16 protein-coding genes are annotated in these 14,200 nt (G+C 69.3%); 6 read left to right on the forward strand and 10 right to left on the reverse strand.

What is annotated here, in order from left to right; all coding sequences use genetic code 11:
* Nucleotides 1–15: 15 nt before the first annotated feature.
* The 5 genes from DEU37_RS09875 to DEU37_RS09895 all read right to left on the reverse strand — a co-directional run bounded on the left by DEU37_RS09875 (nucleotide 16) and on the right by DEU37_RS09895 (nucleotide 4,940).
* The gene (locus DEU37_RS09875; RefSeq protein WP_016463251.1) at nucleotides 16–1,692 is read right to left on the reverse strand and encodes a ribonuclease J; all 1,677 of its coding nucleotides are present in this window, start codon (nucleotides 1,690–1,692) and stop codon (nucleotides 16–18) included.
* A gap of 47 nt (nucleotides 1,693–1,739) precedes the next feature.
* A complete protein-coding gene (dapA, locus tag DEU37_RS09880) occupies nucleotides 1,740–2,717 on the reverse strand; it encodes a 4-hydroxy-tetrahydrodipicolinate synthase (RefSeq protein WP_121190537.1) in 978 nt (325 codons plus the stop codon).
* Nucleotides 2,718–2,803: 86 nt separating this feature from the next.
* Entirely contained in the window at nucleotides 2,804–3,568 is a 765-nt protein-coding gene (locus DEU37_RS09885) for an SDR family oxidoreductase (protein WP_121190538.1), read from the reverse strand.
* A 65-nt stretch (nucleotides 3,569–3,633) separates the two neighbouring features.
* On the reverse strand, nucleotides 3,634–4,131 hold the full coding sequence (locus tag DEU37_RS09890) for a dihydrofolate reductase (protein ID WP_036287254.1): 498 nt from the start codon (nucleotides 4,129–4,131) through the stop codon (nucleotides 3,634–3,636).
* The gene (locus DEU37_RS09895) at nucleotides 4,128–4,940 is read right to left on the reverse strand and encodes a thymidylate synthase (RefSeq protein ID WP_259457244.1); all 813 of its coding nucleotides are present in this window, start codon (nucleotides 4,938–4,940) and stop codon (nucleotides 4,128–4,130) included. Before DEU37_RS09895 ends, DEU37_RS09890 begins: the two co-directional genes overlap by 4 nt.
* A 96-nt stretch (nucleotides 4,941–5,036) precedes the next feature.
* Between DEU37_RS09895 and DEU37_RS09900 the strand changes: the two genes are divergently transcribed.
* From DEU37_RS09900 to DEU37_RS09910, 3 genes are all read left to right on the forward strand, one after another.
* Nucleotides 5,037–5,474, forward strand: a complete 438-nt coding sequence (locus DEU37_RS09900; RefSeq protein ID WP_121190539.1) for a thioredoxin family protein — start codon at nucleotides 5,037–5,039, stop codon at nucleotides 5,472–5,474.
* A 107-nt stretch (nucleotides 5,475–5,581) separates the two neighbouring features.
* The gene (locus tag DEU37_RS09905; RefSeq protein ID WP_121190540.1) at nucleotides 5,582–6,007 is read left to right on the forward strand and encodes an OsmC family peroxiredoxin; all 426 of its coding nucleotides are present in this window, start codon (nucleotides 5,582–5,584) and stop codon (nucleotides 6,005–6,007) included.
* Nucleotides 6,000–6,923 (forward strand): TIGR01777 family oxidoreductase, encoded by a 924-nt coding sequence (locus tag DEU37_RS09910; RefSeq protein WP_121190541.1) that lies wholly within the window; start codon nucleotides 6,000–6,002, stop codon nucleotides 6,921–6,923. Before DEU37_RS09905 ends, DEU37_RS09910 begins: the two co-directional genes overlap by 8 nt.
* On the opposite strand, the gene DEU37_RS09915 is transcribed toward DEU37_RS09910, so the two are convergent.
* Together DEU37_RS09915 and dapB are read right to left on the reverse strand one after the other, a co-directional pair.
* On the reverse strand, nucleotides 6,924–7,373 hold the full coding sequence (locus DEU37_RS09915; protein WP_121190542.1) for a hypothetical protein: 450 nt from the start codon (nucleotides 7,371–7,373) through the stop codon (nucleotides 6,924–6,926).
* Nucleotides 7,370–8,188, reverse strand: a complete 819-nt coding sequence (gene dapB, locus DEU37_RS09920; protein WP_121190543.1) for a 4-hydroxy-tetrahydrodipicolinate reductase — start codon at nucleotides 8,186–8,188, stop codon at nucleotides 7,370–7,372. The genes DEU37_RS09915 and dapB overlap by 4 nt, the downstream gene beginning before the upstream one ends.
* A 44-nt stretch (nucleotides 8,189–8,232) precedes the next feature.
* On the opposite strand from dapB, the gene DEU37_RS09925 reads away from it, so the two are divergent.
* Together DEU37_RS09925 and DEU37_RS09930 are read left to right on the forward strand one after the other, a co-directional pair.
* Nucleotides 8,233–8,703 carry a GNAT family N-acetyltransferase gene (locus DEU37_RS09925; RefSeq protein WP_121190544.1) on the forward strand — a complete coding sequence of 157 codons (471 nt, stop codon included), beginning with the start codon at nucleotides 8,233–8,235 and terminating at the stop codon, nucleotides 8,701–8,703.
* A gap of 66 nt (nucleotides 8,704–8,769) precedes the next feature.
* The gene (locus DEU37_RS09930) at nucleotides 8,770–9,252 is read left to right on the forward strand and encodes a hypothetical protein (RefSeq protein WP_121190545.1); all 483 of its coding nucleotides are present in this window, start codon (nucleotides 8,770–8,772) and stop codon (nucleotides 9,250–9,252) included.
* Nucleotides 9,253–9,431: 179 nt separating this feature from the next.
* Here the strand turns inward: DEU37_RS09930 and DEU37_RS09935 are convergent, their stop codons facing one another.
* From DEU37_RS09935 to DEU37_RS09945, 3 genes are all read right to left on the reverse strand, one after another.
* Nucleotides 9,432–10,031: a histidine phosphatase family protein gene (locus tag DEU37_RS09935; RefSeq protein WP_005048819.1), complete on the reverse strand. Its 600-nt coding sequence runs from the start codon at nucleotides 10,029–10,031 to the stop codon at nucleotides 9,432–9,434.
* 95 nt (nucleotides 10,032–10,126) lie between these two features.
* The gene (locus DEU37_RS09940) at nucleotides 10,127–11,149 is read right to left on the reverse strand and encodes an aldo/keto reductase (protein ID WP_121190546.1); all 1,023 of its coding nucleotides are present in this window, start codon (nucleotides 11,147–11,149) and stop codon (nucleotides 10,127–10,129) included.
* Nucleotides 11,150–11,455: 306 nt separating this feature from the next.
* Nucleotides 11,456–13,735: a polyribonucleotide nucleotidyltransferase gene (locus DEU37_RS09945; protein WP_036282566.1), complete on the reverse strand. Its 2,280-nt coding sequence runs from the start codon at nucleotides 13,733–13,735 to the stop codon at nucleotides 11,456–11,458.
* Between the two features lie 286 nt (nucleotides 13,736–14,021).
* Here DEU37_RS09945 and DEU37_RS14860 point away from each other — a divergent pair, with 286 nt between their 5' ends.
* Nucleotides 14,022–14,195, forward strand: coding sequence for a DUF5302 domain-containing protein (locus DEU37_RS14860; RefSeq protein ID WP_100226788.1), 174 nt, complete (start codon nucleotides 14,022–14,024; stop codon nucleotides 14,193–14,195).
* The last annotated feature ends 5 nt before the right edge of the window (nucleotides 14,196–14,200 follow it).

Below are 14,200 nucleotides of genomic sequence, written 5' to 3' on the forward strand. Positions count from 1 at the left end.
CTCCGCCGCGACCGCTCAGGCCTCGATGACGAGGGGGACGATCATGGGCCGGCGACGCAGCCGCTGATTGACCCAGCGTCCGATCGTGCGTCGGACCACCTGCGACAGCGCGTGCGTGTCGCGCACGCCCGACTGCGCCGCCTCGGTGAGGGCTGCAGCGATCTTCGGCTTGACGTCGTCGAACACCTTGTCGTCCTCCGCGAAACCACGCGCGTGGATCTCGGGGCCGGTGATGATCCGTCCCGTCGCGGCATCGACGACGACGATCACCGAGATGAAGCCCTCCTCGCCGAGGATGCGGCGATCCTTGAGGTCGGCGTCGGTGATCTCGCCCACGGTCGATCCGTCGACGTAGACGAAGCCGAGATCGAGCTGGCCGACGACGCGGGCGACGCCGTCCTTGAGGTCGACGACGGTGCCGTTCTCGGCGATGATCGTGTTCTCCGCGGGGATGCCGGTGTCCTGCGCGAGCTTCGCGTTCGCGATGAGGTGGCGGTACTCGCCGTGCACCGGCATGACGTTGCGCGGCTGCAGGATGTTGTAGCAGTACAGCAGCTCGCCCGCCGCGGCGTGACCCGACACGTGCACCTTGGCGTTGCCCTTGTGCACGACGTTGGCGCCGAGCTTGGTGAGGCCGTCGATCACGCGGTAGACCGCGTTCTCATTGCCCGGAATCAGGCTCGACGCGAGGATGACGGTGTCACCCGGACCGGGCTCGATCGCGTGGTCCAGGTTGGCCATGCGGCTGAGCACGGCCATCGGCTCGCCCTGCGACCCGGTCGACATGTAGACGATCTTGTCGTCGGGAAGATCCTGCGCCTTCTTGTAGTCGATCAGCACGCCGTCGGGAACGCGCAGATAGCCGAGATCCTCGGCGATCGTCATGTTGCGCACCATCGAGCGCCCGAGGAACGCAAGACGGCGCCCGTTCGCCGCGGCCGCGTCGATGACCTGCTGCACGCGGTGGACGTGGCTGGAGAAGCTCGCCACGATGACGCGCCGGGGAGCCTTGGCGATCACCTGGTCGAGCACCGGACCGATGTCGCGCTCGAGGGGGGTGAAGCCGGGCACGTCGGCGTTCGTGGAGTCGACCAGGAAGAGATCCACGCCGTCCTCGCCGAGGCTCGCGAACGCGCGGAGGTCCGTGAGGCGGCCGTCCAGGGGCAGCTGGTCCATCTTGAAGTCGCCGGTGGCCAGCACCGTACCGGCGTCGGTGTGGATCGCGACAGCGAGCGCGTCGGGGATCGAGTGGTTGACGGCGACGAACTCGAGGTCGAACGGACCGACCTGCTCTTCCTGCCCCTCCTGCACGGTCAGCGTGTAGGCCTTGATGCGGTGTTCCTTGAGCTTCGCCTCGACGAGCGCGAGGGTGAGCTTCGAACCGATGAGAGGAATGTCGCTCTTCAACCGCAGCAGGTAGGGCACCGCGCCGATGTGGTCCTCGTGGCCGTGCGTGAGCACGACGCCCACGACGTCGTCGAGCCGGTCCTTGATCGGCTCGAAGTCGGGGAGGATGAGGTCGACACCGGGCTGGTGCTCCTCGGGGAAGAGAACACCGCAGTCGACGACGAGGAGCTTGCCCTCGTATTCGAAGACCGTCATGTTGCGACCGATCTCGCCCAGCCCGCCGAGCGGGATGACGCGAAGGGTCTGCGGGGCGAGCGCGGGGGGCTCGGAGAACGTCGTGGGCATCGTCTGCCTTTCGTGGATGCCGCGGCATCCACCGGTATCGCGGTCGCTCAGCGGGTGGTGCCGTGGACCTTGGGGAGCGCGCCGCCGGCGGCGGCGTTGCGGTCGGGTCGGAAGTTGGAGAAGTCGGCCCCGTCGACGCCCTTGACGAGTGCGAGCTCGTCCTCGATGAGGGCGGCCTCCCACTCTTCGGGGCCGACGAGCGGCAGACGCACGCGCGGGCTGGAGATGCGGCCCAGGCCGTGCAGGATGTACTTCGCGCTCACCGTGCCGGGCACATGGGTCATGACGGCGCGGACGAGCGGTTCGAGCTGCTGGTGCGCGGCGGTGGCGGTGGCCAGGTCGCCGCGGTTCACGGCATCCACGATGACGCGGTAGGGCGTCGCGGTGATGTTCGCCGTCACGCCGATCAGGCCCGCGGCGCCGATCGACAGGTGCGGGAGCACATTGGCGTCGTCGCCGGAGAAGTACATGAGATCGGTCTGGTTGAGCACCCGGCTGACCTCGCTGAAGTCGCCCTTGGCGTCCTTCACGGCGAGGATGTTCGGGTGGTTGGCCAGCCGCAGGATGGTCTCGTACTTGATCGGCACGCCGGTGCGACCGGGGATGTCGTAGAGGATGACCGGGAGGTCGGTCGCATCGGCGACGAGGCGGAAGTGCGTCAGGATGCCGGCCTGCGTCGGCTTGTTGTAGTACGGCGTGACGATCATGATGCCGTCGGCGCCGGCCTTCTCGCTGGCCTTGTAGAGCTCGATCGCGTGAGCGGTCTCGTTCGAGCCGCCGCCGGTGATGATCTTCGCCCGGCCGGCGGAGACGGACTTTCCGACCTCGACGAGCTTCAGCTTCTCGGGATCGGTGAGGGTGCTCGTCTCGCCGGTGGTGCCGGTGACGACGATGCCGTCGGCTCCGGCGGTGATGACGTCGTCGATGTGCTTCTCGACGGCGGGCCAGTCGACTTCACCGTCGGCCGTCATCGGAGTGACGAGCGCGACGAGGACCTGTCCGAAGGGATTGCCCGAGTGCGTCATGCCTCCAGGCTACCGGCTCGCGGCGACCCCGTCGGAGCAGACCACGGGCGCGTCATCCCCGACCCGTCACCGTCCGGTGCGACCCGTCACCGTCCGGTGCGGGCCAGACGGGCGGCTAGGGGGCTCGGCAGCAGGCGCATCGCCGCCACGAGCAGCTTGTAGCGCACCGAGGGGATCGAGACGGCCTTGCCCCGAGCAGCGTCGCGCAGCCCTTCGCGGACGACGTCCGCGGCGTCGAGCCACATCACCGACGGGATGCCTTCCCGCCCCGGCGGCAGTCCCAGTCGCTCGTGGAAGTTCGTGTGCGTGAAGCCGGGGCAGAGCGCCGTCACGCTGACGCCGCGGGGCGCGTAGACCACGTTGGCCCACCGGCTGAAGGAGATCACCCACGCCTTGACCGCGCCGTACGTTCCGCGAGGCATGAATCCCGCGACCGAGGCGACGTTGACGATGCGCCCGTGTCCCCGCTCGAGCATGGCGCCCAGCGCGGCGTGCGTCAGGTGCATCGTCGCGCGCACGTGCAGATCGAGATGACGCTGCTCGTCGGTGATGTCGCCCGCCGCGAAGTCGAGATCGAGTCCGAATCCGGCGTTGTTGACCAGGATGCCGATCGGCCGCTCGCGGTCGGCGACGCGGCCGACGACCGCGGCCAGACCGTCATCGGCGACGAGGTCCGCCGCCAGCACCTCGACCTGAACACGGTAGTCGGCGCCCAGGCGCTCGGCGATGTCCCGGAGTGCGGCGCGGTCACGGGCGACCAGGACGAGCTCGGCTCCGCGGGCCGCGAGCTGACGGGCGAACTCCGCGCCGAGGCCCGAACTGGCACCCGTCACCAACGCTGTCCTGCTCATCGCACGCTCCCTCTTGTCGTCGCGGCTGGTCGCTCCTGGTCGCTGCTGCTCGCCGTGCGAACCGCTCAGGGTCTGATCAGCGTCAGGAACCGGTAGGGGATGCCTGTGCGCGAGACCGACCATCCGTCCTTCGGGTCCACCCGCGCCACGCTCCAGCCGTGCCGCTCGGGGGCGAACGTGTCACCGTCGACCTCGAGATCGAGCTCGGTGACCTCCAGCACGTCGGCGCGCGCGATCGCCTCGGCGAACAGCCCCGCTCCCCCGATGACCCAGGCCGATTCTTCCCCGTGCACGAGCTCCAGCGCCTGATCGAGCGAGACGGCCCGCTCGGCGCCGTCGTCCTGCCAGGAGTCGTTGCGCGTGACGACGATGTTCCGGCGACCCGGGAGGGGTCGGAACCGGGGCGGGAAGGACTCCCACGTCCGCCGCCCCATGATGACCGGATCCCCCATCGTCGCCGCGCGGAAATGCGCGAGGTCTTCCGGCACATGCCACGGCATTGCGCCGTCCTTACCGATGACGCCACCGCGCGCCTCGGCCCAGATCAGGCCGAGTCGGGTCATACCGCGACCGCTGCCCGGATCGTGGGGTGGTGCTGATAGCCCTCCACGACGATGTCCTCGTACGTGTAGTCGAAGATCGACTCCGGCGTCCGTGCGAACGAGAGGCGGGGATACGGATACGGCTCCCGCGTGAGCTGCTCGCGGACCTGCTCGAGGTGGTTGTCGTAGATGTGGCAGTCGCCACCGGTCCACACGAAATCGCCGGGCTCGAGCCCGGTCTGCTGGGCGATCATCATCGTCAGCAACGCATAGGAAGCGATGTTGAACGGCACGCCGAGGAACATGTCGGCGCTGCGCTGATACAGCTGGCACGACAGCTTGCCGTCGGCGACATAGAACTGGAACAAGGCGTGGCAGGGAGCGAGCGCCATCTGCGGAATGTCGGCCGGGTTCCACGCCGAGACGATGAGGCGACGCGAGTCGGGGCTGGTGCGGATCTGCTCGATGACCTGCGAGATCTGGTCGATCTGTCCGCCCGACGGCGTCGGCCACGAGCGCCACTGCACACCGTAGACCGGTCCGAGCTCGCCCTCGGCATCCGCCCATTCGTCCCAGATGCTCACGCCGCGCTCCTGCAGCCACGAGACGTTCGACTCGCCGCGCAGGAACCAGAGCAGTTCGTAGGCGATCGATTTCATGTGCACGCGCTTGGTCGTGATCAACGGGAAGCCCTGCGACAGGTCGAAACGGATCTGGCGGCCGAAGACGCTCGTGGTGCCGGTGCCGGTGCGATCGTCCTTGTGCACGCCGTCGGCGAGCACGTCGCGCAGGAGGTCTTCATACGGGGTGGGGATGGATGCCGCGCTCACGCCAGCAACCCTACCCTCGCCCGCCGACACCGGGACTGTTACGAACGGCCCGTCATCGGAGCCGGCTCCCATCGAGAGGCGGTATCGTGGCAGACCGTGAACATCGTCGATGCCGTGCTCGTGCTGACCGCACTGCTCGCCGTGACCCTCGCCGTCGGGCTCTTCCTGCGGTGGACGCAGAACCGTGCCCGCCGCGCCTCGACCGATGAAGTCGTGGAGCCGCATCGGCTCGGAGCGGACGCCCTCGGTGAACGCGCCACCCTCCTGCAGTTCAGCACCCAGATGTGCGCCCGCTGTCCCGGCGTGCACCGCGTGCTCGGATCGATCGCCGACACCCATGACGGCGTGATGCACCTGGACGTCGACCTCACCGACCGTCCCGACATCGCGAAGCACTTCCACGTGCTCCAGACGCCGACGACGTTGATCCTCGACCGCGACGGGGTCATCCAGACCCGCTTCGGCGGCACCCCCAGCCGCAGCGCGATCGAGCTGGAGCTCGGACGCGTCACCGGCACCCCCGCCGCCGTCTGAGGGGCCGTTCCTGCCGCCGGCCCGACCGGTTCCGTGGGGGCACGGGCCCGTCTAGGCTCGGATGCACACCGCCGCCACGCGGCCCGCATCCGACACGAGGAGCACACATGAGCGTCACGAGCGAAGCGTCCACGAGCTGGAAGGGCTCCCTCACCGACGGATCCGGCGAGGTCGCGCTGGAGAGTTCGAACCAGGGTCCGTTCGCCGTCAACTGGAAGGCCCGCAGCGAAGGCTCCTCATCGGTGACGACGCCGGAGGAGCTGCTCGCCGCGGCGCACTCGTCGTGCTTCAGCATGGCCCTCTCCCACGCGCTCGCCGGCAACGGAACGCCCCCGGAGAGCATCGAGACCACGGCATCCGTCACCTTCATCCCGGGCACCGGCATCACGGGCTCGCACTTGAACGTCAACGCGGTGGTCCCGGGACTGTCGGCCGAGGACTTCGCCCGCATCGCGGGCGAGGCGAAGACGGGCTGCCCCGTCTCGGCCGCCCTGGCCGGCATCGATATCACGCTCGAGGCGACGCTTGCCTGAGAACGGCCCATCGCGCGCCGAGGGGCGCGTCGTCGTCGCGGGAGCCTCCGGTCTCATCGGCCGCGCTCTCGTGGCGAGCCTGCGCGCCGACGGCATCGCCGTGACGCGCCTCGTGCGCCGCGCGAGCGCCGCGCCCGACGAGATCTCCTGGGATCCGGCCACCCAGCCGCTGCCCGCGGCGGCACTCGAAGGCGCGCGGGCCGTCGTCGGGCTCAATGGCGCAACGCTCGGGCACTTTCCGTGGACGCGACGGTACAAGCACGATCTCGTGTGGTCGCGGATCGCTCCGACGCAGGCGCTCGCGGCAGCGGTGCGCGCGCTCGGCGAGGACGCCCCCCATTTCGTGTCCTCGTCAGCGGTCGGCTACTACCCGTCGGCGCCGGGGGCGAGTTTCACCGAGTCGTCTCCGCGCGGAGACACCTTCTTGGCGGACCTGTGCGGCGAGTGGGAGACGGCCGCGACCCGCGGCGCCGGGGATCACGCCCGCGTATCCCTGCTGCGCACCGCGCCGGTCGTGCACACCGACGGTGTTCTCAAGCCGCTTCTGCTGCTCACCAAGCTCGGCGTGTCGGGCCCGATCGGGCGCGGAACCCAGGTCTGGCCGCTGATCTCTCTCGACGACGAGGTCCGCGCGATCCGCCACGTCATCGACAACGGCCTCGTCGGCCCGGTCAACCTCGCAGGACCCGAGCGCACGAGCGCCAACGATCTCGGGTTCGCTCTCGCGAGGCGGATGAACCGCCCCTACCTGCTGCGCGTACCGGAGTGGGCGCTGAAGCTGGTCCTCGGGCGCGACGCGGCAGAGGGACTGCTCACGTGCGACATGAATGTGGTTCCCGAGGCGCTCACGGCATCCGGCTTCGTCTTCTCGCATCCGACAGTCGAGGATGCCGTGGCCGCCGCGGTGCCGGCCTGATCAGCGCGTCGGCGGGTTCTTCTCGAGCGTGATCGCCCGTCGGATGGCTTCGCGGGCGCGGCGTCGATCACCGGCGCCGTCGTAGGCCAGCCCCAGCCGGAACCAAGCGCGCCAATCGGTGGGGTGCGCCTCGACGTCGTGCCGGTAGTGCGAGAACACCGCATCGGCCTGCGCACGGTCGGGACGGCCGCTGACACGGACATCCATCTCCTCGCTCGGGAGCGCGCCTTCGGCCTCCAGCCGCCTGGCGAGGCGCTCGGCGCTGCGCCCGAAAGCAAGCTCCCGCCAGAGCGCCCACCCCGCGATGACGGGCAGGACGATCAGCGCCACGCCCATGGCGACGCCGATGATCTGCCCCGAGATCAGCAACAGCCACGCGCGCTGCGCGACGAGAACGATGTAGAGGACGAGCAGCGCCGCCATGACGGCGACGCCCGCGCGAGCCTTCATACCCCGGTGACGCGGGCGACTTGCCCGGGAACGGAGCCCTCGTCGACGACCTCGATGACCGGCGCTGCGGGGCGCGGCGCGCCGAGACCGAGATCGATGAGCGCGTCGAGGCCGATCGTCACCCCGCGCGCGTCCCGCGCCGCCGCAAGGGCGACGCGGATGCCGGGCGCGTACGCGCGCGCCGGCTCGATCGTGTCGTGGACGATGGTCAGCGACTCCCCCGGCCCCGACAGGATCGTCTCCTGCTTCGCGATGACGCCCGGCCGGCGCAACGAATGGATGGGAACACTCGCGACCTGCTGGCCGCGCGCCCGCTGATCGACATGCGGCGATTCGACCGGGCCGACCCCGACGCGAGCGTCGGCGATGAGTTCGGCGGTGCGCACCGCCGTGCCACTCGGCGAGTCGACTTTCGTCTCGCGATGCGTCTCGACGATCTCGATCGAGGGGAACAGAGGTGCCGCTGCCGCCGCCAGTGCCGTCGCGACGACCGAGCCCAGGGAGAAGTTGGGAATGAAGACCGCGCCCGTACCCGCCGCTTCGACGAGGGGGCGCACCAGCGCGATCCGTTCGGTCGACCAGCCCGAGGTGCCGACGAGCACGTTCTTCCCGCGTTCGATCGCCGCGCGGACGACATCGATCGACACACCGGGCGTCGACGCATCGACGACGAGATCGGCCGCGTCGATCTCGGCGAGATCGCTCGCCGACCCGAGAACGGCCACCGTCTCGAAGTCGTCGAGCTCGTCGATCACGCCGGCGATGATCGCACCGAGCTTGCCGGTGCCGCCCACGAGGGCCACTCTCGTCGTCATGGTTCCAGCCTAGGCCGTGCGGCCGACACGGTTACGCTCGAGGGATGGTGCTGCTCGACCCCCTCGCCGCCGACGACCCGCGCGCACATGCCCTGCTGGAGGAGTACTTCCGGATGCGTGCCGACGCGTTCCCTGAGGGGCAGGCGTACCGTCCCGTCTTCCCCGCGCCATCCGTCTTCACGCCGCCGGCCGGCGTCTTTCTCGTGCTCGTCGACGATGACGGGGCGGATGCCGGGTGCGGCGGCATCCGCAGGGTCGAGGACGGACCGGCGGGCGTGCGGTACGAGGTCAAGCATCTGTACCTGCAGCCGCGCACCCGCGGCCGCGGCTGGGGTCGGCTTCTTCTGGACGCGCTCGAGGAGCGGGCCCGCGCGTTCGGCGCGGCAGAGCTCGTGCTCGACACCCACCACACGCTGGAGGCCGCCGGCGCGCTCTACGCACGGACCGGTTTCACCGCCATCGAGCCCTACAACGACAACCCGAACGCGACGCGCTGGTACGGCAAGGTGCTCTGAGCTCGGGCGTCTGCATCGACGGGTCGGCTTCGAACGGCGCGCCGACACGCGTGGAAGGATGTCGACATGCCCGCTGCGGAACACGACGTCACGGAACTCGTGGAGGCCGTGGCCTGGTGGCGCGCCGATCTGCCCCGCGCCCGAACCCTGCTCGCCGACGCGGCAACGGCGGCGCTGATCGCCGGCAAAGGCGGCGACGACCTGGTGCAGCTGGCGCTGATCGATGAAACCGCGAGCCGGTTCGACGTCGACACGTTGATCGACCGGGCAGCGATTGACGCGGGCATCGCCGAGGCCGTTCACGCGGACCTCGACCCGGTCGTCACGCGTCGGCTGTGCCGCCTCGTTCTCTGTGATCAGCTGAGCCCGCGTGAACTCACACGGTGGGCACACTCCCGGTACCATCACGGCTCCTGCGACCAGGCGATCGATCTGCTGGCGGTGCTCGACGACGAGTACGACGACATCGCCGAGGTCGACGGGGAGCTGGCGCCGCTCGTCGCAGAGATCCGCCGCGTCGCCGCACGGATCCTCGCACGCAGCGACTGATCAGCCACGCGGCGTGTTCACAACTCCGGAGTTTCGTCGACTCGCGCCCGGGTTTCCCCGCGGGGGCGCAGGCGTCCCGACGGCCCGGCGAGAATCTCCGGAGTTGTGAACGCGGACGACCGATCGCGCAGCGGCGGATGCCGGGCGCCTGAAGCGGTCGCCGCTCATCCCGCGTTCGCTCAGACCGGAGGAACCTCGGGCAGGCCCGTACGCAGTTCCATCGGCAGATGGGCGAGGTCGTTGTGGGTCACAAGAGCCCACGGCCGGCCCTTGCGCTGGGCGAGCACCGTGAGACCGCAGTGCGCCTGATTGATCGTCATCCATCGCCAGTCCGGGGCGTCGAGCACCTCACGGACGAACCAGGCGATGACGGAGTTGTGGGTGATGAGCAGCTCATGGGCGGCGGGCTTGCGTACGAGGAACTCGGCGACCGCATCCCCCATCTGTGCGCGCCCGGCGTCCATCTCGGCCTCGGTGTAGGAGCCGAAGAACGGCTCGTAGATCGACGGCGTCTCGGGCAGCATCCCGGTGGGAATGCAGTCGAACAGCAGCGCCGAGGGCTTCGGAGTCACCGAGGGGAGGCGACCTGCCACCGCGCGGGCCGTCTCGGCCGCGCGCTCCAGAGGCGAGTGCCACACGGCATCCAGCGGCACGCCGGACAGCCGGTCGGCGAGAAGCTCCGCCTGGCGTCGACCCCGCGGCGACAGCGGGCCGTCTTCGAGTCCGTGCTCCGCGTCGAGATGCTCTCCGTGTCGCACGAGGTACAGGTAATGCGTCACGTCATACTCGTCTCGCCTGGGGGTGGGGCAACTCCCAGCCTACGTCAGGCCGTCGCCGTCGCCCCGGGTCTTGACACCGGGCGACACGCCACCCTCTACTGCGTGGCGCGCGCGATCTCGCCCAGGTGCGAGCGGCTGAGCCGCGCCCCCACGCCCTGCACCAGCTCGTCGACGTGGCTCACGGCGAAGACGTTCACGATCGGGGCGACGACGGCGCGCTGCGCCAGCAGCCAGGCGATGGCGACGGCCGACGGCGGCACCGCGAGTTCGTCACCGATGCGGTCCAGCGCACGGAGCGTTCGCGATCCGCGCCGGTTCATGGCCGCCGCCAGTTGGATGCCGCGAACCGAATACGCCACCTGAGCACGGTCGCGATGTACGCCGGCGAGGTAACCGTGCTCGAGCGCCTGCGACGGCGTCACGGCGATGCCCTGGGCGCTGGCCACGAGACGCAGGTCACCCTCGAACTCCGACTGCCGCAGGATGTTGTACGGGACATCGAGCACCGTGAAGCGGGGGTAGCCCGCCGAGGCGAGAATCCGGGCTTCGACCAGCTGGGCGGCCGTATGACCGTAGGCGCCGACGGCGCGCACCTTTCCCGACTCGATCAGCCATTCCACCGTGGCCAGAGTGTCTTCGAGGGTGGTCGCGTCATCGGACAGCGCGTCGAGGTACAGCAGATCGATCCGGTCCGTGTGCAACCGCGTCAACGACGCTTCGACAGCCCGGATGAGGTTGACCGGACCGAGCCCGGGGTGGTCGGGGTTGGCGCCGACGCGAACGGCGACGACGATGTCGTCGCGGATGCCGCGATGCTGCATCCATTGCCCGACGATGTGCTCGCTGCGCCCCGCCGCATAACCGTCGGACGTGTGCACGGCGTTGCCGCCCCGCGCACGGTACGCGTCGAGGATGCCGTGCGCGGCGGTGAGGTCGACGTGCCAACCGAATTCGGCCGCGCCGAGGATGAACGGGAAGACCTGGAGCCCGGACTCGCCGAGCGCAACGCGGATGCCGGCTCCCACGGGTGCCCCCTGAACGGGAATGGGAGCGGACGGGTGCACGGGCGGCGCGGCGCGCACGGCCGTCGACGTCGCTCCGATGCCGAAGTAGCCCATCCGTTCACCCCCTTCACGAACCGCGGATGCGGTGTCGCCCTTCTTGTCTACCCACCCCCCGATGTGTAGTTCCGAGGGTAAGGCAGACGCGGGTACGGGCCGCGCATTGAGCCCAACGAACGGTAAACATTCCATAACGCTTGCGTCACGACGCCGTTCCGTGTGGGTGCGTGTCCCCCATCCGGTGGACATCGCGTGAACGAACGGATGCCCGCCCCTCCGAGACGGGAGGAAGCGGGCATCCGTGTCCTGGTCGCCGCCGCAGCACTGTCAGGGTGAAACCCTCAGCGCCGGGCGACGAAGCACTCAACCTTCGGCGGGAGCCTCCGGGCCCTCGCTGGCGGCCGCACGGCCCTCCTGGTCGGCAGCCTCTTCGAGCACGGGCTCGAGCGACAGCTTGCCGCGGTCGTCGATCTTGGTGATCTTGACGAGCAGCTTCTGACCGACGCCGAGGACGTCTTCGACGTTCTCGACACGCTTGCCGCCGGCGAGCTTGCGCACCTCGCTGATGTGCAGCAGGCCGTCCTTGCCGGGCAGCAGCGAGATGAACGCGCCGAACGCCGCGAGCTTGACGACGGTTCCGAGGAACTGCTCGCCCACCTCGGGGTTGGTCGGGTTGGCGATCGCGTTGACCTGGGCGCGAGCGGCTTCCGCCGCGGGGCCGTCGGTCGCACCGATGTAGACGGTGCCGTCCTCCTCGATGGAGATCTGCGCACCCGTCTCGTCCTGGATCGCGTTGATCGTCTTGCCCTTCGGGCCGATCAGCTCACCGATCTTGTCGACGGGGATCTGCACGCTGATGACACGCGGGGCCGTCGGCGCCATCTCGTCCGGGCCGTCGATCGCGGCGTTGAGGACGTTCAGGATCGTCATGCGCGCGTCCTTGGCCTGCGTCAGCGCGGCGGTCAGCACCGACGACGGGATGCCGTCGAGCTTCGTGTCGAGCTGGATCGCCGTGACGAACTCGCTCGTGCCCGCAACCTTGAAGTCCATGTCGCCGAGCGCGTCTTCCGCGCCCAGGATGTCGGTCAGGGCGGCGTAGCGCGTCTGGCCGTCGACCTGGTCGGACACGAGGCCCATCGCGATTCCGGCGACGGGGGCGCGCAGCGGCACACCCGCGTTCAGCAGCGACAGGGTCGATGCGCAGACCGAACCCATCGAGGTCGAACCGTTGGAGCCGAGGGCCTCGGAGACCTGACGGATCGCGTACGGGAACTCCTCGCGGCTGGGCAGCACCGGCACGAGGGCGCGCTCGGCGAGGAAGCCGTGCCCGATCTCGCGACGCTTCGGCGAGCCCACACGACCGGTCTCACCGGTCGAGTACGGCGGGAAGTTGTAGTGGTGCATGTAGCGCTTGCTGGTCGTGGGCGACAGCGAGTCGATCTGCTGCTCCATCTTCAGCATGTTCAGCGTCGTGACACCCAGGATCTGGGTCTCGCCGCGCTGGAAGATCGCGGAGCCGTGCACGCGCGGGATGACCTGGACCTCGGCATCCAGCGGACGGATGTCCGCCAGACCGCGGCCGTCGATGCGCACACCCTCGGTGAGGATGCGGCTGCGCACGATCAGCTTCGTGACCGACTTGTACGCGCCACCGAACTCGGCCAGCGCGCTCTCGGGCAGCTCGCCCGCCTCGACGGCGGCGACCAGCTGCGCCTTGACGTCGTCCTTGACGGCGTCGTCGGCGTTCTGGCGCTCGATCTTGTCGGCGATCTGGTACACCGGCACGAGGCGGTCGTACGCGCGACCGGCGACGAAGTCGTAGGTCTCCTTCGCGTAGGCCGGGAAGACCGGGTAGGGCTGGATCTCCTTGGCCGCCGTGTTCGCGACGACGTTCTGCGCCGCGACGAGCTCCTTGATGAAGGGCTTGGAGGCCTCCAGGCCCTGCGCGACGATCTCCTCGCTGGGCTTGACGGCGCCGGCCTTGATGAGGTTCCAGCTGTTCTCGGTGGCCTCGGCCTCGACCATCATGATCGCGACGTCGCCGTCCTCCAGGACGCGACCGGCGACCATCAGGTCGAACACGGCCTCCTCGACCTGCGCGGCCGTCGGGAACGCGACCCACTGGTCGGCGTGCTCGCCGTGGCCCGGGATGAGCGCGAGGCGGACACCAGCGATGGGGCCGGAGAAGGGCAGACCGGAGATCTGCGTCGACAGGGATGCCGCGTTGATCGCCAGCGCGTCGTAGAACTCGCCCGGGGCGATGCTCAGGACGGTGACGACGATCTGGACCTCGTTGCGCAGGCCGTCGACGAACGACGGACGCAGCGGGCGGTCGATGAGGCGGCAGACGAGAATCGCCTCGGTGGAGGGCCGACCCTCGCGACGGAAGAACGAACCGGGGATCTTGCCGGCGGCGTACGAACGCTCTTCGACGTCGACGGTCAGCGGGAAGAAGTCGAAGCCCTCACGCGGGTGCTTGCCCGCACTGGTGGCCGACAGCAGCATGGTCTCTTCGTCGAGGTAGGCGGCAACGGCACCCTGTGCCTGCTGCGCCAGTCGTCCGGTCTCGAACCGGATCGTGCGGGTGCCGAATCGGCCGTTGTCGAGAACGGCTTCGGCGGCGGTGATTTCTGGACCTTCCAAGAGGTCTCTCCTTCTTTGTTTAGACTCGCGCGCGCGTTTCGCGCACGAGATCGTGCGAAGGAGCAGGAACAGGCAGATCCAGACGCGCGGCGGCTCCGCGTGCGGCGCCGCCGGGACGATCAGCGCTGGCCACCAGTAGAAAGCCACCGTTCGCATCGGATCTCATCGAACGGGAACCCACCACAGGGGACCAGCTTCCTGCCGGCCTGCTCCGGATGCCGCGGAAGATCCACGGCAACCTGCTCAACCCTATCAGTCGCACCTCGGCGTGCGTATGGTTGACGGTATGAGCACCCACGACACCTCGGCATCCGATGAGATGAAGCGCAAGTTCAAGGAGGCGCTCGACAAGAAGAACGCGCAGCACCGCTCGGGTGAGGCGCACCTCGACGGAGATTCGTCGGTGCACGCCAGCCACGGCGCGGTCGCCAAGCGGGAGTTCCGCCGCAAGAGCGGCTGACTCCG

Origin of the sequence: Microbacterium sp. AG790, assembly GCF_003634765.1 — a bacterium.
Classification (GTDB): Bacteria; Actinomycetota; Actinomycetes; order Actinomycetales; family Microbacteriaceae; genus Microbacterium.